The sequence below is a fragment of the Terriglobales bacterium genome (assembly GCA_035487355.1).
Lineage (GTDB): Bacteria > Acidobacteriota > Terriglobia > Terriglobales > Acidobacteriaceae > QIAW01.
In genome coordinates this window covers 48,472-65,040 of record DATHMF010000115.1, presented here as the reverse complement: position 1 = coordinate 65,040, position 16,569 = coordinate 48,472, and the positions used below count along the sequence as shown (strand labels likewise).

15 protein-coding genes are annotated in these 16,569 nt (G+C 53.8%); 11 read left to right on the top strand and 4 right to left on the bottom strand.

Annotated features, from left to right (window positions below; genetic code table 11):
• Positions 1 to 13: 13 nt before the first annotated feature.
• The 8 genes from VK738_21100 (at position 14) to VK738_21065 (ending at position 5,257) form a co-directional block, all read left to right on the top strand.
• Positions 14 to 505: a hypothetical protein gene (locus VK738_21100; protein HTD25160.1), complete on the top strand. Its 492-nt coding sequence runs from the start codon at positions 14 to 16 to the stop codon at positions 503 to 505.
• Positions 506 to 1,522: 1,017 nt separating this feature from the next.
• Entirely contained in the window at positions 1,523 to 2,425 is a 903-nt protein-coding gene (locus VK738_21095) for a fatty acid desaturase (protein ID HTD25159.1), read from the top strand.
• A gap of 47 nt (positions 2,426 to 2,472) precedes the next feature.
• Complete coding sequence (locus tag VK738_21090; protein HTD25158.1) at positions 2,473 to 2,661, top strand: hypothetical protein; 189 nt, start codon at positions 2,473 to 2,475, stop codon at positions 2,659 to 2,661.
• A 26-nt stretch (positions 2,662 to 2,687) separates the two neighbouring features.
• Positions 2,688 to 2,879 (top strand): hypothetical protein, encoded by a 192-nt coding sequence (locus tag VK738_21085; GenBank protein ID HTD25157.1) that lies wholly within the window; start codon positions 2,688 to 2,690, stop codon positions 2,877 to 2,879.
• A gap of 195 nt (positions 2,880 to 3,074) precedes the next feature.
• Positions 3,075 to 3,404: an RNA-binding protein gene (locus tag VK738_21080; protein ID HTD25156.1), complete on the top strand. Its 330-nt coding sequence runs from the start codon at positions 3,075 to 3,077 to the stop codon at positions 3,402 to 3,404.
• Positions 3,401 to 3,637: a hypothetical protein gene (locus VK738_21075; GenBank protein HTD25155.1), complete on the top strand. Its 237-nt coding sequence runs from the start codon at positions 3,401 to 3,403 to the stop codon at positions 3,635 to 3,637. The genes VK738_21080 and VK738_21075 overlap by 4 nt, the downstream gene beginning before the upstream one ends.
• Before the next feature lie 567 nt (positions 3,638 to 4,204).
• The gene (locus tag VK738_21070; GenBank protein ID HTD25154.1) at positions 4,205 to 4,810 is read left to right on the top strand and encodes a DNA-3-methyladenine glycosylase I; all 606 of its coding nucleotides are present in this window, start codon (positions 4,205 to 4,207) and stop codon (positions 4,808 to 4,810) included.
• Between the two features lie 3 nt (positions 4,811 to 4,813).
• Positions 4,814 to 5,257, top strand: coding sequence for a hypothetical protein (locus VK738_21065; protein ID HTD25153.1), 444 nt, complete (start codon positions 4,814 to 4,816; stop codon positions 5,255 to 5,257).
• A 20-nt stretch (positions 5,258 to 5,277) separates the two neighbouring features.
• Here VK738_21065 and VK738_21060 read toward each other — a convergent pair whose 3' ends face one another.
• Positions 5,278 to 5,997 (bottom strand): PilZ domain-containing protein, encoded by a 720-nt coding sequence (locus VK738_21060; GenBank protein ID HTD25152.1) that lies wholly within the window; start codon positions 5,995 to 5,997, stop codon positions 5,278 to 5,280.
• 409 nt (positions 5,998 to 6,406) lie between these two features.
• Between VK738_21060 and VK738_21055 the strand changes: the two genes are divergently transcribed.
• A complete protein-coding gene (locus VK738_21055) occupies positions 6,407 to 7,246 on the top strand; it encodes a S1/P1 nuclease (protein ID HTD25151.1) in 840 nt (279 codons plus the stop codon).
• A 46-nt stretch (positions 7,247 to 7,292) separates the two neighbouring features.
• Positions 7,293 to 7,994 (top strand): energy transducer TonB, encoded by a 702-nt coding sequence (locus VK738_21050; GenBank protein HTD25150.1) that lies wholly within the window; start codon positions 7,293 to 7,295, stop codon positions 7,992 to 7,994.
• 26 nt (positions 7,995 to 8,020) lie between these two features.
• Here the strand turns inward: VK738_21050 and VK738_21045 are convergent, their stop codons facing one another.
• Positions 8,021 to 9,178: a hypothetical protein gene (locus VK738_21045; GenBank protein ID HTD25149.1), complete on the bottom strand. Its 1,158-nt coding sequence runs from the start codon at positions 9,176 to 9,178 to the stop codon at positions 8,021 to 8,023.
• 361 nt (positions 9,179 to 9,539) lie between these two features.
• Between VK738_21045 and VK738_21040 the strand changes: the two genes are divergently transcribed.
• The gene (locus tag VK738_21040; protein HTD25148.1) at positions 9,540 to 12,191 is read left to right on the top strand and encodes a hypothetical protein; all 2,652 of its coding nucleotides are present in this window, start codon (positions 9,540 to 9,542) and stop codon (positions 12,189 to 12,191) included.
• An 81-nt stretch (positions 12,192 to 12,272) separates the two neighbouring features.
• On the opposite strand, the gene VK738_21035 is transcribed toward VK738_21040, so the two are convergent.
• Both VK738_21035 and VK738_21030 read right to left on the bottom strand, forming a co-directional pair.
• Positions 12,273 to 15,185 (bottom strand): carboxypeptidase regulatory-like domain-containing protein, encoded by a 2,913-nt coding sequence (locus VK738_21035; GenBank protein HTD25147.1) that lies wholly within the window; start codon positions 15,183 to 15,185, stop codon positions 12,273 to 12,275.
• A 111-nt stretch (positions 15,186 to 15,296) separates the two neighbouring features.
• Positions 15,297 to 16,553 (bottom strand): hypothetical protein, encoded by a 1,257-nt coding sequence (locus VK738_21030; protein ID HTD25146.1) that lies wholly within the window; start codon positions 16,551 to 16,553, stop codon positions 15,297 to 15,299.
• Positions 16,554 to 16,569 lie beyond the last annotated feature (16 nt).

The following is a 16,569-nucleotide window of genomic DNA, read 5'->3' as shown; positions in this document are numbered from 1 at the left end:
AACCTGAGCAATTGTGAGCAGCACACTTTCATGCCCAGCGCTTAACATTGAATTTACCAATATGAACTCAGGCAACAAAGTCGATGCACCCAGCAACGGGAACGGACCGGGGCTGCAGCATGTCGAGAATGGACCTGCACAGCAACAGGGTTTAGCTGCAAAAGCCCCTACGGCCCTTAACTATCTCTGCGAAGCCATCAAAGCGGCGGTTGAAGATCTGAATACGCGCTTCAATGCCGGCCTCGAAACTCGGCAAACGCAAACAACATTCGAAGTACGTGAGCTGGAGAAATCCTCTGCGCTGATTCGCGTGGATTTAACCGACCAAAACGACATTCAATACAGTCATTTCATAAAGCGCAATGACGAAATGCAATCGGGCATAATGCATGTTTGTGTCGGCGGAAGTGGAGAAAGCAGCATCATGTTCCCGGACTTGCCGCACTCCCCTCTTCAAGTGAGTTATCAGGAAGCCTCAAAACGGCTGTTAAACCCCACTTTTTAGGGCTGGTTTGCTGACAACGGTCTAGCCAGATAGCGCGCCGTGAGAACAGGCGCAGATCCGTTTACATACAGGAGTCGTTGTGACGACAGCATCAGAGACCACAAGTGAAGTAACCGGCATTACGTATGAGGGTGTGACATATTCTCTCGTCCCGAGGGCAAAACAACCTGGGGGTCGCGTCGAGACATGCCCTGTTTGCGATGGCACAGGGCAGATGTACAGTCGCAAGTGCAAAGAGTGCCACGGCCGAGGTCTGATTCAAGTGTCGTCTGAAGTACAACCGGAGTTGAAAAATGGCGACGCTTCCTGAATGGCCTAAAACCAGTGCACCAAGATTCGACCCGCTGACCAAGTACAGAGCGAACCACAATGGAGAAAGGGCATCTTTATGAATTCAATTGTTATTTCCTCCAGTGTGCTGATAGCAATCTTCGTGATCCTGTTGCTCTACAGGATGCGCAGACTGAAACCAAAGATTGCCGGGTCCGGATCGCTGAGAATGTGCCCATTTTGCGGGCTGATCACATCTCGATCAAAACCATGTTGCTTGGAGTGTGGTAAATCGCTTCCAGCAGTCTAGCAATTCCATACTGTTCGTAAGAGGTTAAAAGCGTTTCCCAGCGTGGCTATACTCTTCGGCGGGATCTCGTGTCAGGGCACGACTTTACGCAGGCATCAATAGCCTGTGCTAACCAACCCGAAATCTGAAAAGAGCTAAGAACATTCTTGGAATGGTCAATTTAGAACAGTTTTCAAAACTCTAAAACCCCATACTGAAACTGGGGAACACTCTGTATAAAGTCTGGCTTCGGGAGTTCCTGGCAAGTTGTCCGTCAACGTTTCCTGCATGTTCCCGTGATTGCGGCCAGCGGGAGTTTTGGCGAGGCAGGTTGCCGACCGAGGTACTGGCAGATGCTTATTTGGAAAAGGGCAACTATACTGCCAAAGCAGTTGTGCGCCACCATTGCGGGTTTGGTGGCTGCTTCTCACCGTTAGACCGCGATTTAGGAGTGACCAGTGCAAACTACTGACGTCGAAGTGCAATCTTCTGTGAACCAAGCGACTATTGAATCAACGATTGTTAAAAGCTATCCGTGGGAACGTCCCTTCTGGAAGCCAACAAAAGGCAAAGGGTTTATCTTTTTTTATCTGATTCTCATACATGTGTTGGCGGTTGCTGGGTTGATTCTCTTTCCACTTCCCAGCCTCCGGGTCATCGGGCTGACGTTGATTCTCTCTTGGCTGGGTGGTCTGGGGACCACCGTTTGTTATCACCGCACCCTGTCACACCGCACCGTTAAGTTGAACAAAATAATCGAGCACATGTTGATTTTCTTTGCCATGTTCAACGGCTCAGGCGCTCCCGCCAGTTGGGTCGCCTACCATCGGCACCATCATTCCAAGTCCGATACGCCCGAAGATATTTCCAGTCCCACGCATGGCGGGTTCTGGTGGGCACACCTGCGCTGGTTATATCAGTCTCCCCGTGCGAATGCTCAGTACTGGTGTCCGGAGTTCAACAAGGGAATCTACAAAATGTGGACTTATGCCGAAGTCCCCGTCATCCTGGTCTCGCTGTTGTGTGGAGCTGTTTTGGGATGGCAAGGCTTCTTCTGGATGGGCGCGATCCGGCTTGTCTACTCGTTGCATATGCAGTGCTTCGTCAATAGCCTCACTCACTTAGGCCACAGTACGGACGGCGACACCAGCCAGAATGTCTGGTGGCTGGGCCCGCTGCAAATGATCGCCTGGGGAGAGAATTGGCACCGCAACCACCACTCCAACGCCGGGTCGGCACGCTTCGGACTGCGCTGGTGGCAGGTAGACTTTGGCTGGTATTTCATTTGCCTTTTGGAAGCCTTAGGCTTCGCCCATAACGTCCGGCGTCCAAGACCTGCAAACCAGACCATAGCGACCTAGAACTGGGCGCGTGCGTCCTTTAAGCGAGCTTTCAAGGAGAAAAAGAGATGAGCACAACAGTAACAGTAGTAGATCCTTCAGCCGAGGTAACGCCCGAGAAGGCGCCAGTCATCCAGCAGCAACATGCTTCTCCAGCGGGCCCAGTTGATAAATTTGCCGAGGCCAGAAAGGCTAGAAAGAAGGCAAAGCGCGCAACCCATAGGGCGAAGTTGAGAAGATCGCACGCCAACGGCTAATTCTTGCATTGATTGGAACGTTTGCTATGAGTATCAACAAAAAGAAGGTCCCTGGCGACATGAGCACTCCGCTTTCACCCGGTGCGGACCCACGGCTTCCTGAACAGTCCGGCAATCCTCCTCGTGATGGGGAAGCTTCATTGCAAATGTCTGATGAAGGCTGCCCCAACGAAGGTATACCGAGCGTGCCCGACGCAACCGGATACTCAGAAAAATGAGGACGTGCCGGCAGTGGCTCGTTCATGCGGGCTCACCCGGTGATTTATTCGCCGCAGCATTGCTTTCAGGTGTAGTATGAAGGCTAGCACCTTCAGTTGTCCTCGACTCGGATAGACACGTTATCCATTTTTGTCCTGCCTATTTCTGCTGAGAACAGCCAAATCCAAGCACCACAACATTTAAGGAGTCGCAAAGTGAAGAAGATTTACGTCGGCAATTTCTCTTTCAAGATGACAGAACCAGAACTTCGAGCGCTGTTCGAACCCTTTGGCAGCATCGAGACCGCCACCGTCGCCACCGACCGTGAGACCGGCCGGTCACGCGGTTTCGGCTTTGTTTCCATGCCTAATGACGAAGAAGCTGAAAAGGCAATGGCAGCCTTAAACGGTAAGGAATCGGACGGACGGGCGCTCACCGTCAACGAGGCGAAACCTCAAGTTCAGCGGGGCGGCGGATTTCGTGACGGTGGCGGCGGCCGAAAAGGCGATCGCGGTCCTCAGCAGCGTCGAGAGCCCCGTTGGTGAAGCCGAGCGTTGCAACACGTTTGCGGGCGCCGACCGAACCTCCCTCCGGCGCTGCTATGGCGGAGACGATCGTGTGCGGCAATTGCGGCCAACGCTTTGCCATCCGCAATGGTCCGGACTTTCAGAACGCCGAGTTGGTCAAAAAGCAGGCCTCCTGGGTAGCAGATCAGCTCGTTTGGGACCATATCCAGGAGCGCAAGCACCATGGAACCATGAAGCTGCCCAACCTGTAAAAAGTTCGCGACTCTGAGTAGGTGAATAGGTGACAGCTCCATTCTGTGCCCGGGAGCGGCAAACGCCGTGAGTGACGCCTCTAAGGGTTCGCCCTTGGCCCAGTAGGTGGGGGGTGGGGTACTTGCTGCTAATGGGTGAAACCCTAGAAACAGCGCTGATCGCCGCATATCTAGCGGTGAAAGTTGATGTCTGGGGTGGGGACCAGCTGAGCAGGTAAAAGTGGTACTCAGCCAGCATTCTGCTGCGCGTTCGATCTACCCGTAACAAATTTTCAAAGAACCTTGAGGGCACACGTCCCCGCATTCTTGAATGCTGTTCGTTCTAATGAGTCGCCGTAAAAACACTCCTCCAGCACAATGATGGCATACAGTTCCCAGGAAATCACGGTTTTGATATCACGGTGATACCACTGTTAGAGCTGAATAGATGCCGGGGAATAAATCAATTTTCTTTCCAGCCATTTGCGCCAATCGCAGAAGAAATCATGCCTTGCTGCTAGGTCACCCCTTACGTTCCGTATCCCAGTCGCGATAGCATTACATGACAGGTTAACAATAGAGGATCGAATGAAACCAACCAGCCGATGCAGTTGGGCAACTACAGAAGCCATGATCGCTTATCACGACACAGAGTGGGGCGTCCCGCAACATGACGACCGCGTACTGTTTGAATTTCTGATTCTGGAAGGGGCGCAGGCTGGTCTGAGCTGGTCCACGATTCTGGCTAAGCGCGAAGCCTATCGCAAGGCATTCAGCAGTTTTGACCCACGGAAGGTGGCCAGGTATGGAGCTGAAAAGCTGTCTCGACTGCTTGCGAACCCTGGTATCGTTCGCAATCGCTTGAAGATCAGCGCCGCAGTCCGCAACGCAAAGGCGTTCCTGCAAGTGCAAAAGGAATTTGGCAGTTTCGACGCCTACATCTGGCAGTTTGTCGGCGGGCAGCCGATCAGGAATTCATGGCGAGCCGGCGGAAAGCTTCCCGCTCAGACCATCGAATCCACAAAGATGAGCAAAGACCTGGTAAAACGGGGTTTCACTTTCGCCGGCCCCACGGTTTGTTATGCCTTCATGCAGGCGACGGGCATGGTGAACGATCATCTGGTGAGCTGTTTTCGCTACTCCGAGGTCAAAGATACGTCTTACCACAAAGGGCACAAAGGAACACAAAGTTGATCAATGAAGAAGAAGTTATTTAAGCCAGAAATCCTGTTGAGTCATGAATCCGGATTGCGAAAGATGGAGGCCGAGAGTACTGGGCAGCAATACGTCTCGTTCAAGTCGCTTAAAGAAGCACAACAAGATCCCCAGGGGATAGTCATTCTCGAAGGTGATGAAGGAGGGCAAATCTATGTTGTTTGTCCTGTTTCGATAGTCAGATGTAGTGAGGAATCTCTTCAGCAATTACTGCAAGACCTCGATGCACTCAAGTGGAGTGATCCCTCTTCAGCACATCTGTTCTACGAACGCCTGCCTCTGGGGAGTGGAGTGTCCGGAGGCATGGGAGGAGGATTGGTTCAGAGTTCAGTGTGGCTACGCCCGCGGCTGGTAAAGCTAGAACTTCTTGAGAAAGTCAAAGCGGTAATTGAGGGGCGCAGGCCAAGACTCGAGAACGTCCAGTAGATGTTACAGTCTGGCAGCTATCATTTGCGCGTTCTTGCGGATGCCGGCGATAAGCCTGTCATGCGCTGGTCAAATTCCCGATGTAACCAGACTTGAAGCTTCTCGGCGCACGATGTTGGAAGCTGTGTGAGCTTTAATCCGGCGTCTCCGGAATCACGGACCCAGACGACCTCACCTTTACATTCCATCCTGGTGTCTTCCTCCGGCAGCCGAAAAGTCAATGTAACCAGTTGGTGCGGTTTTAAACACCCGTCAACGTTCTTCAATCCGATACCGCTTTCACTGATGTTATAAGCACGAAGGCGATGTGTCCCGGTTTCGCTCTTGACCGTTGCCTCGACGTCCAAAACCTGGCGAAACGAGCGCCGTTCCATGGCCAGCATGGATCCCACTCCCGCTTTCAACATTCGCAGCAGCAGATCAGGGGAAAGAGGTTTTTCAAGAACGAAATTTGCACCCATGGCATAGGCATCACGCACGCTGGTTTCGCCGTTTACAATGGCAAAGCTCACGGCAGAGCGGTTGGATTTGCCCTGACGAACATCCAGAAGGAACTGTTTGCCCGATTCCAAATCGTCGCAGTCTATAATCACCCCGTTGACGCGAGAGGTCTTCAGCAAATGTTTGGCTTCAGCCACCTCCGTGCATATCTGCCGGCTGATCTCGCATTTCTCCAAGGCAGCCGTCAAGACCGAGAGTGATTTGAGTTCGTCGCAGAGAATGAGGCAATTGAGTTTCATAAATAAGGGCGGTTGCTGATTCTTATCTGGAACTTCAAGTCTAAATCAAATGGCGCGCGCAAAACAGTGCCCCCACCGCTGCCAGAAACAGGCCGCGTCTGCGTTGAAACATGAACTGTGGGACTCAATGCTGGACTCGCCCCCGATTTTGTCTAGCCCGGCATTTCAGCGCTCTCCTGACAACTTCAGCACCGATTCGCTGCGGGGGGATTGGAATCTGTTTTGAAATCTATCATTGCCATCTCACGAACCTCAAGTTACCGAAGTAATACAATGAAAATGCATGCCGCCGACTGTCCGTCTTATTTTTCATTCTCAGCGGGAACTTATCTAACATATTATTCTGCATAGCATAGAAGCGATGTGCATAACCCTGATACCATCGCATATCATGTATCCAGAAAAGTTTATGAAAAAGTTTGCTGCTATTCTCGCTCTGCTTACGCTCTCGTCGCTTCAGTTATTTGCCTGGGGCCCCAAGGGACACCGCATTGTAGGAGCCATTGCTCAGGCTCACCTCACCGACCCGGCCCGGCAACAAGTCCTGCTGTTGCTCGGCAATACGAATCTCGCCGATGTCGCCAACTGGGCGGACGATATCAAAGGCCAGCGCCGCGAGACCTATGGCTGGCACTTTGTTGATATTCCCAAGGATTCGAGCGGGTTCTCTCAGGCGCGTGACTGTTATCAACCGAATGATACCCGTCCTTACACCAAAGACGATCACCATAACTGCGTGGTTGACCGAATTGACATGTTCCGGCAAACCCTGGCCAACAAAAACGCGCCGCAATCCGACCGCGTAGAGGCATTGAAGTTTCTGGTCCACTTTATTGGAGACGTTCACCAACCTTTTCACGCCATCGGCGAAGCGCGCGGAGGAAATGATATTCACGTAACCGAATTTGGCTCGACTCAGTGTGGCGACTGGCCCTGCAATCTTCACTTTGTCTGGGATATTGACCTCATCGAGCATACCGGCCGCTCTGAGGCTGATTATGTTGCTTACCTCGAGCAACTGATTGCGTCCAAAAACTTGCAGGCCAAAGCCGGCGGAACGCCGCAGGATTGGGCGAACGAATCTTTTCACGACGCGCAGCAGGCCTTCCTGGAAAACGGGGCCTCCGTGGATGAAGCTTATTACAAAGCCAACATTGGCATGTTGGATGAGAGACTGGCACTGGCCGGCTTGCGGTTGGCTGCCTTGCTGAATGAAACGTTGAATGAACCATTGAAAAGCAGCAAGTAGCATTCTCGAAGTTACACATATTAACTAATATGGAAGCATAACTGGTATGGAAGAAAGTCAGCGCCAGGAATCACCGCTGTTCACCTCCGCCCCAAGCCCTTCTTCAAAAGGCAGGCGATACTGGATTTCTGCCTCCGTGTTGCTCCATGTGTTGATTTTGTGGCTGGTGGTCCACCCTCCGGCGCCTACTTTCGTAAAAGTGAAGGAAGTACGCGCAGGACGCAACGGCACAACTACGTCAATCATTTATTCTCACTACGACGGAGAAGCCAGTGCCGAGCGTACCGTCTCCAGGTCGGATTCATCTTCTCAGTCGGCCCAGCTCCATTTAAATAATCCAGCACGCTCGAAGGCCCGCTCTTATGCTCCCCAGGTTCCCGCAAAGGGAAACGCAAGCCAGGCGGCGGAGAACAGCTCTTCTGCCGCTCCACCGGCAGGCCAGACGTACGGGACCTCTCCTGATGGCGAGTTGTCGGGATCGGAGATTCGTCCTGCGCTGCCTGTCTATGGCCCGTATCCCAAGGCAAGGCTTGCTGAGCTACCGAATCATCAGGAAGGCAATGTCATCATCGAGATCGCCATTGATGAACAAGGCAAGATCGTGCAAACCAAGGTGCTGCAGAGCATGGGACCTAATATTGATGGGCTCGTGCTTCGTGCGCTGGCAGATTGGCGCTTCAAACCGGCAACCCGTGATGGTGTGCCCATCGCCTCGCTGCAGGATGTCTACTTCCACTTCCCAACATAGGAACCTACGAACTGAGCGCTGCTCCATTACTGCGACACCTCAGTACTCTCCTCCGTCTTGCTGCTTTCGTTGCCGCGCAGGTCAATCGCCGATATCGCGTAGAAGTACTTATGGCCTGCTACCACGCTGGTGTCTTGAAATGAAAGCATGGTGATTGGATCAGGATTGATGCGCGCCAACTTTTCGCCTTTTTCGCGGCGGTAAACGTTGTATCCGGCGAGGTCTTTCTCTGCGTTCGGCGCCCACATCAGGTCAACAAACTTTCTTGTAGGAATTTCACTGGCCAACGCCAGCAATCCCTCGGGAGTAGCCGGCGGGAAGACATCATGAGCCACGACTGGAACCGGGGCGGAATCTTCTCCTTCGATTTCGGCAATGAGTTGGTGGCCTTCCGAATACACTCTGGTCACCGGCATGACCCAATAGGTGTACGTTTTTTCCCATTCGATGCTCGTATCTACTCCGCTCCATCGCTCGCCATCGCGCTGGTGAAGAACTGCACGCAAGAATGGAACGGCAACTCTCTTGCGGGAATCTTTTTCCTGCCGGTAGATACGGTAATCAAACTGCACCGAGGCCGGATGATCTCCCATGTCCGCATCCCATATCAGGTAGACACCATGCACATCGAGCGAGAAATGCAGGCCTTTCGCCGGCACCGTGGGCACGAGCGAAACCGAAACTGGGCTGGAAATCCCCGCGCTGTGCCCCTGCTTGTCACGCATCTCAACCCGGTAGATTGCAAACTGTAGTGGGGTTGCACTCAGCAGGTCTTCTGGCAGCGTGTCGATGAACCGGAGCGCAACGCTGCTATCCGATTTTTCTGTCTCTACCTTCGCGCCCGCGGATTTGTCAATGTCAACTTCACCCACCGCTTGCCCACAAGTGGTAGTCGAATTCCCCGTCGCCGAATTGGAAACTTGTGGAGACGAGGAAACATCGCGGCATATCTTGGCTGTGCTCACATGGCGCTGCCCCGACGACGTGCCGTCACGAATATCGCGCGGCTGGCTCCAAGTCAGCGTTACCTTATCACCCTTGCGGATAGCGCGCAGATCGCGCACCGATTGAGGCGAATCATTCACCGTGGACTTCTGCACTTCAGAAGCGCACCAGGCCGGCGTCGCGTCGAGCGCCAGCACAATGCCGCAGACAAATGCCAATAAGATTAGCTTTGATTTCATGTCGAGTTTTTCCGGAACATGTGTGATAGATGAAAAGCGGACTCAATAGTGCCACAGAGCACGAGTCACAGGCAATTGTGGTCAGCATTAGGCATTTTTCATCCTGCAGTTCCTGAAGCCTGTAGTCCAGCGATCAAGACCCATCCCGCCCTATTGAGTTTTTTCAAAGACATTGTTTAGAGGTTTTGCTTTGACACAAACGGCTAAATTCGTGTAAACGTTTACGAGCTTGCTGATATCAGCAAACTGAAAGCGGCTTGAAGTTTGTATTGACCATCACCATTGGCGCTTGCCCGCACCCTGCGCTGCTCGACCACGATACTGCACAATCATCACGATTCCTTGTGAGGAGATTGATCCAATGAATACAGGATTCTCTGCTAGCCATGCCCTCCCCTGTCGCCGATGGACCATAGTAACGGCCGTACTTTTGCTGGCGCTGCCGGCTTTTGCCCAGGTGAATGTCCTGACGCAGCACAACGACAACGGACGCACCGGCGCCAACCTCAATGAAACCATTCTCACGCATGCCAACGTGAACGTAAACCAGTTCGGCATGCTGTTCAAGCGCGTGGTGGACGACCAGGTTTATGGCCAGCCGCTGGTTGCCACCAATGTCAGCATTGCCGCGGGCACCCACAACGTGGTTTATGTCACCACCATGCACAATAGCGTTTATGCTTTCGATGCCGACGACCCCAGCGTCACCGCTCCGTATTGGCACGTCAATTTCGGCGCACCAGTGGCCAATCATTTCCGCTGCACCGATATCAATGGCAATATCGGCGTCACCGGCACCCCGGTGATTGATGGCAACACCGACACCCTCTACGTGGTTTCGCTGAGCGGCACGACGCAACGACTGCACGCTCTGGATATCGCTACCGGAATCGAACGCTCAGGCAGTCCGGTGATAATCGCGGCCTCTGGCTTTAATGCATCGCAGGAAAATCAGCGGCCAGCATTGCTGCTCTCCAACGGGGTGGTGTACATCGGTTATTCGTCACACTGCGACCAAGGCATTTACCACGGATTCCTTCTCGCCTACAACGCCAACACGCTACAGCAAGTGGGGGCCTTCAACACCTCGACCTCGGGCAACGGCGACAGCATCTGGCATTCGGGCACGGGGCCGGCTGTGGACGTCAACGGGAACATCTATGTCATTACCAGTAATGGCACATGGGATGGGGTCAACAATTTCAGCGAAACTTTCATGAAGTTGAGCCCCGGCAGTTTGCACTTGCTCGATTGGTTCACGCCACACGACCATGCCACGCTGGATGGCGCCGATGCGGACGTTAATTCCGGTGGGCCCATGCTGCTTCCCGGCACAAATCTTCTGATCGGCGGCGGCAAGGGGGCAAAATTATATGTCGTAGATACTAACAATTTCGGCCACGTGCATCCCAGTGACGACAACCAGATCGTTCAGAGCTTCCAGACCGGCACTTTCAACAAGCAACATCTGCACAGCCTCGCGTTCTGGAATAGTGCCGTGAACGGCCCCATGCTCTACATGTGGCCGCAGGCTGATCGCTTCAAGGTCTACAAATTCAACGGCAGCACATTCAACACTACGCCCTTCATGATCCAGCCCACGGCCAACACCGGTCATCCCGGCGGCATGCTCTCAATTTCCGCAAATGGGAATGCCAACGGAATCGTGTGGGCGGCTATCATGGCCAGTGGCGATGCCTGGCACTCATCGCGGCCCGGCGTGCTGCATGCATTTAACGCCGACAATATCAACAACGAGCTGTGGAACTCGTTGCAAAACAGTGCCCGCGACAATTGCAACAACTACTCTAAGATGGCTCCGCCCACCATTGCCAATGGCAAGGTGTATCTGTCCAGCTTCGGCACTGCCAACACCGGCACCGGCCAGCTGTGCGTGTATGGATTGTTAGCGCCTCCTTCTCCTGACTTTTCGCTGGGGGCATCGCCAAGTTCGCAGACCGTGGTAGCCGGGAACAGCACCACTTACACAACCACCGTGACACCTTCAAACGGGTTTAGCAGCGCTGTGACGTTGAGTGTGGGCGGATTGCCGGCGGGTGCAAGCTCCAGCTTCAGCCCGAATCCTGTTCCAGGCGGTTCCGGTTCTTCCACGTTAGGCATCTCCACTTCCAGCACAACTCCGGCCGGCACTTACACTCTGACCATTACGGGAACAAGCGGCAATTTGTCACACTCGACCAACGTCACCTTGATTGTCAACCAGCCGTTGCAGCCGGACTTTACGCTGAAAGCTTCGCCGGGTTCGCAAACTGTGACCGTAGGCGGCAGCACCAGCTATACGGCGACGGTCGGCGCGGTGAATGGGTTCAACGGAAACGTTGCCCTCACGGTGACCGGTCAGTCGGCAGGAGTCACAGCCAGTCTTACTCCGACATCGGTGAGTGGTTCCGGCGCTTCTATGCTGAATGTTTCGACAACCATCTCGGCTTCAACCGGCACCTTTACCCTGACCATTATGGGAACCAGCGGTAGCCTCTCCCACACTGCGAACGTGGTGCTCGTGGTCAATCCTGTAGTCAGTACATGTCCGAAGGCAGTAGGCGGAGCAGGATGGGTGAACACCGCATTTGCTTCGCAGACAGGAACATTTACCACCACCTTTGATGCCACGCCTGCGCATAACAACATGAACAGCGTGGTCGCACTCTCACATGGGGCTGGGACTGCCTACAGCGCATTCGCCAACCTGGTGGCCTTTAACGGCACGCAGGGCGTGATTTTGGCGCGTGATGGTGGAAGTTATGCCGGACCCACACCGGCCATCCCGTACTCCGGCGGAAATACGTATCATTTCCGTTTGGTGGTCAACGTCCCCGTGCACACCTACTCCGTCTTTGTAACTCCGCCGGGAGGATCGGAGTTGACCATCGGCAGCAATTTCCACTTCCGCACCGAGCAGAACACAGTGACAAGCGTCAATAACTACGGAGTCTTTGTGGGTACTACATCGGCAGCGGACACGTTAACAGTATGTAATTTCAATATCCAGTAAGTAAGCCGCAAGAAGCAATCGGTTCTAAAAAAGGAAAACGGTGGGCGTTATGACCCACCGTTTTTTTCGCGCACTGATTCGCTAGAAGGAGAAATTCACCTGCAGGTCCACACGACGGTTCGTGGCGAAGGTGTTCGGGGGCGTGAACGGAGGGCCGGTGAGCGTCTTAACGAAACCAAAGGTCGATGAGCTGACGTTGCCAATCGGATCACCCAGGTTCGTGTGATTGAAAAGATTGAACGCGCCAACGGTGAAGGTCAGATTGTAACGTTGCTCACTGCCGCCGCCGCCGCCACCGCCGCCGAAGCCGCCGCGACCGATACCTTCGCCGCCGCCACCACGACCCTCACCTCCGCCTCCCATCCTCGGACCGCCACCGCCCGGACCGCCTCCACCAGGGCCACCGTTGCCACCGGATCTGGCTTGGCTGGAACTGCCTCCAAACCCGAAGGTCTTACTCAATCTCGTATTCAAGCTATACCTGGCCGGCTCGGTGCCAAAATTAATCGGAATGATCTTCTGGCCGAGAGATGGATTCAGGTCAAACGTTCCAAAGCGCGTTGGGACCAAGTTTTGTTGCAGCGTCGCACTGGTGGCGAATGCAGGTCTGTCATTGCCGATAACGGAATCGCCGTTCAGATCAGTTCCCGTGTAGATGTTAAACGGCGCGCCTGAGTTGACCACCATGAATGGGTTGAGCCGAAATCCGTAAGGCATGGAAATAGAGCCGCCGAAGAAGATGCGGTGGTGAATGTCATACCCTGTGCGTCCGTAGTCCTGACCCAAGTCATATTCGTTTGACGGAAAGCTGCCAGCACCGGAGGTGTTGCTCTTCGCGTAGTTCAACATATAGAAGCCAAAGAGGGAGAGTACTCTTCCGCGCACATTGAAACTGGTGATCAATTGGTTTTGATTGAAAATCCCCTCCGACTGATATTGATAAACATTGCCCTGTTGACCTAACGGATATATGACGCTGGGTGCTCCAGGCAACGGCGTGTTGATGTTGCGCGAGAGAAGCTGATGGACGCCTCGCGAGTGCAGATAAGTAATGCTCAAGTTCGCAGTTTTAGTCAGTTGCCGTTCAACTGAGGTCGCAAACTGCATGGTGTAAGGTGCGTGCAACTTGGTATCAATATGGCGAACGGAAAGCGCCGGCGTGCTGGTAAGCAAGCTGATAGGTGGGATGTTTGGGTAAAAGCCCAGGATTGCTCCAGCATTTGGCGTCAACGAATCTACAGTAAACTGCTGCTGATTGATGCCATTCTGCCGTAGCGCTTGCAATACCAGGTTCTGTCCGAAACGGTCGTAAAAAAGGCCGAATCCTGCTCGCAGTACAGTTTTGGGGGACGCATTCTTTGTACCACCTGGAGCCCAGGCAACACCGACGCGTGGAGCGAAATCAGCGTGGTCGTGAATATCGTTCTGCGTCTCAAATCGCAATCCGTGGCTGAACATCAAGTCAGGCCGTATCTTCCAGTCCTCTTCGACGTACAGTCCCGCATCCACAGAGGTATTGGAGGTACGAGGATTTCCGGTGTTGATAGAAAACTGGGTAGGTCCAGGGCCCAATCCCTGCAGGGTTGTCAGGTACGCATTCAATGATGAAAACGTATACGTGCCGTTAAAATTCTGGATAAAGTTGTCTGTCTCCGCTGTACCGCGCAACCTTCCACCGAACCTGACAAAGTGGTTGCCCAGAGACATGGAAGTATAGTTCTGCAGCTCGTAATGGTCCTGGCTGGTCGAGCTTCGGCCAATCGGATTGCCTCCGCTGTTGAAAGCACCCAGCACGGAAATCTGCGGCGAAAAGCTTTGTGCCCTTTGGGAACTGATGTTGCGCACATATTGAAAGCGGGTCTCGTTGACGGTTTTAGAATTTACAATCTGCGTGTCGCTCACCTGTGCGTTGATCTCGGAGCTGCGGGTATTGTAGGCCTGCTCAGGTAGCGAGAGCGTTCCCAATGCGTTATCGGAGTGGTTGCGGTTGTATTCGAAGCGGGTTGTCAGCGTGTTGTTTGCAGTGATCTGGTAATCGAATCGCGGAGAGATTTCAATACCCGCGCCGGGGTAAGACACTGCTTGCGGAAAGGCGACCGCCTTATTGTTCGCATCCAGAGAGAGGAATGGGGTTGTAATCCTGTGATCCTGCGTGTTGCGGTCTTCCACATTCAGAAAAAATGAGCCGTTCTTGTTGATTGGGCCGCCGATATTGCCTTCGACCTGTTGCGCACTATAAGTAGGCCTGAGTGGAAATGCGAATGGATTAGCAGCGCTGAGACCAGTAGGGCTGTCCCTGAACATCAGTTGGCCATGAAACTTGTCTGTTCCCGGTTTGGTGAAGATTTCAATGCGGCCATAACCGAGCCGGTCATACTGTGCCGAGAAGGGATTTTGATTCACCCTGATCTCACGGATTGACGCCTTGGGCGGAAGTGTGCCGCCGCTAAATCCATCAATATACATCTGGCCGCCATTGGGCCCCGCGGCCGGGCCAGCCAGCGCCTGCAGTTCCGATGACAGCTCGTCGGGATCGTCGGAGAGAGCTTCCAGGTCTTTTCCTTTGATGACCACCGCACTGGCATTATTTTCAGAGCCAATGTCCACCTTGGTCTGGGTCTCTTCCACCGCGACTTGCTGTTGCTCGACTGCAATCTCCAGATGAACATCGAGCTTCTGCTCTTTCCCCGCGACCACCTCCACATCATTCGCGGACACCGCAAAACCTTTAGCGGCGGCGCTGACTGTGTACTTGCCCGGCGCGAGCCCCTTGATTTCGTAGGTCCCCAACTTGCCTGTCTTCGTACTAGTTGCTTGCCCGGACTCGCTCTTGGCCGTTACGGTAGCGGACTGCACCACGGCGCCCGAAGGGTCACTCACCTGCCCACGCAGGGTCCCGGAAGGAGTTTGCCCAAACAAATAATTCGTGAACAGCAGAATAAGAAGTATAAGAAGGAAGATAGATCGTGATAATGCCCAGCTTTTGGACCCCATAAAAAAATCACCCCATGACCTTTAGAGCAGTCTTTTAATTACTGTTTACCTGAACAGCAGTGCGAAACCTTTTGAGCCTTCCAATCAGTCCTATATACAAACTCGAAACTTCTATTGCGCGTCTCCGCCCCCGGACATGTTCCACGCAGATAGCACCGCGGCGGTCGCGCCCCCACTCGGCGATGCCGTGAGAATGGGCTCGACTCCGCTTAACAACGTGATCGCCCTGGCCTCGGCCGTATCTGCGCCCTGGGTTGAGACAATCATTACCGCGTCGCCCTTCTGCAAATCAGCAAGCGTTACCGTTGGAAGCCGGCCCAGGATTTGTTGGAACTCAGGCGGACGTCCCCCAGTTCCCCCTGGCCGCTCACCTCCACCAGCAGCTTGAGCTCGTGGTCCACTCGTCTGCCCGCTCGCTGGGCTTGTTGCTGCGTTACCGGATGAGGGAGCACCGGGCTGAGGAGTTCCTCCCGAAGGAGGGACTCCGCCCTGAGAAGGAATTCCCTTGAGCATCATCGCGATTCTCTGTGCTGCCTGCGGAGGCAGTTTCCGCAACTGGGAATCAGCCGCGAACTTCACGGTGACCGCTTTCTTCTTTAACAGGTCCATGACGCTGATTGTATTGTTGCTGGTGTCAATCGAGAGTATTGTGCCGGCTATGTTTCTGAATGCGCCTGAAATGATTTCATCGGCGGCAAATTCTTTGCTATCGGCACTCTTCGTTCCTCGCGCGCGAAGCTGGTCTCCGATCTTGATCTGGTCGAAGGTCCCTGGCGTGGCATCGCTGAACTTCACCGAGTCTGCCGCATAGCGGAGATAGTGTGTGTCCTTCGAAGTTTTTAGGGCAACGTTGTAGGTCGGTGCAATCGAAACGCTAACGATTCCGCTGGCAGGGTCGACCGCCGTAACGATCCCGCCCGTTCCGCGTTTCTGCCAGTCTTCCCGTTCATGCTCCTGCTTTTGGGAAACGTCGGCTTGTTTCATGACCACCACAAGGGCCGCCGCTATAGACTGCGCATTGTCTCCCTGATTGCCGCGTGCCAGGATTCTGTCCCCGACCTGCAGGTCTGAGAGTTGTATTGTGGTCGCATCTTTCAGGCTGGTTTGTCCGGGGGCGATGCGCACGATGCGCGTGGAGTCCTGCACCAAAACCTGGAATTCAGGACCGGAGTCACTCTTCAGCGTGAGAGTATTTCCCGCAATGGCTTTCACTGCGCCAATCTGCTTTGCCGGTGCAGCTTGTGCCGCCGGAGCCGGCTGCGTCTGGCCGTAACTAACGCCGCTGAAGATTCCCAAAACAAGAACAGCAGCACCCCAGACCAGCAATCCTGATTTCTTTAATATGCGCTTCATTAATATGCGGTTCATTGAACCTTTACTCCGT

Coding starts and splice junctions, on each gene's coding strand:
- VK738_21090 (HTD25158.1), top strand. CDS start 2,473: ATGAGCACAACAGTAACAGTAGTAGATCCTTCAGCCGAGGTAACGCCC.
- VK738_21085 (HTD25157.1), top strand. CDS start 2,688: ATGAGTATCAACAAAAAGAAGGTCCCTGGCGACATGAGCACTCCGCTT.
- VK738_21070 (HTD25154.1), top strand. CDS start 4,205: ATGAAACCAACCAGCCGATGCAGTTGGGCAACTACAGAAGCCATGATC.
- VK738_21065 (HTD25153.1), top strand. CDS start 4,814: ATGAAGAAGAAGTTATTTAAGCCAGAAATCCTGTTGAGTCATGAATCC.
- VK738_21060 (HTD25152.1), bottom strand. CDS start 5,997: ATGAAACTCAATTGCCTCATTCTCTGCGACGAACTCAAATCACTCTCG.
- VK738_21055 (HTD25151.1), top strand. CDS start 6,407: ATGAAAAAGTTTGCTGCTATTCTCGCTCTGCTTACGCTCTCGTCGCTT.
- VK738_21050 (HTD25150.1), top strand. CDS start 7,293: ATGGAAGAAAGTCAGCGCCAGGAATCACCGCTGTTCACCTCCGCCCCA.
- VK738_21045 (HTD25149.1), bottom strand. CDS start 9,178: ATGAAATCAAAGCTAATCTTATTGGCATTTGTCTGCGGCATTGTGCTG.
- VK738_21040 (HTD25148.1), top strand. CDS start 9,540: ATGAATACAGGATTCTCTGCTAGCCATGCCCTCCCCTGTCGCCGATGG.
- VK738_21035 (HTD25147.1), bottom strand. CDS start 15,185: ATGGGGTCCAAAAGCTGGGCATTATCACGATCTATCTTCCTTCTTATA.
- VK738_21030 (HTD25146.1), bottom strand. CDS start 16,553: ATGAACCGCATATTAATGAAGCGCATATTAAAGAAATCAGGATTGCTG.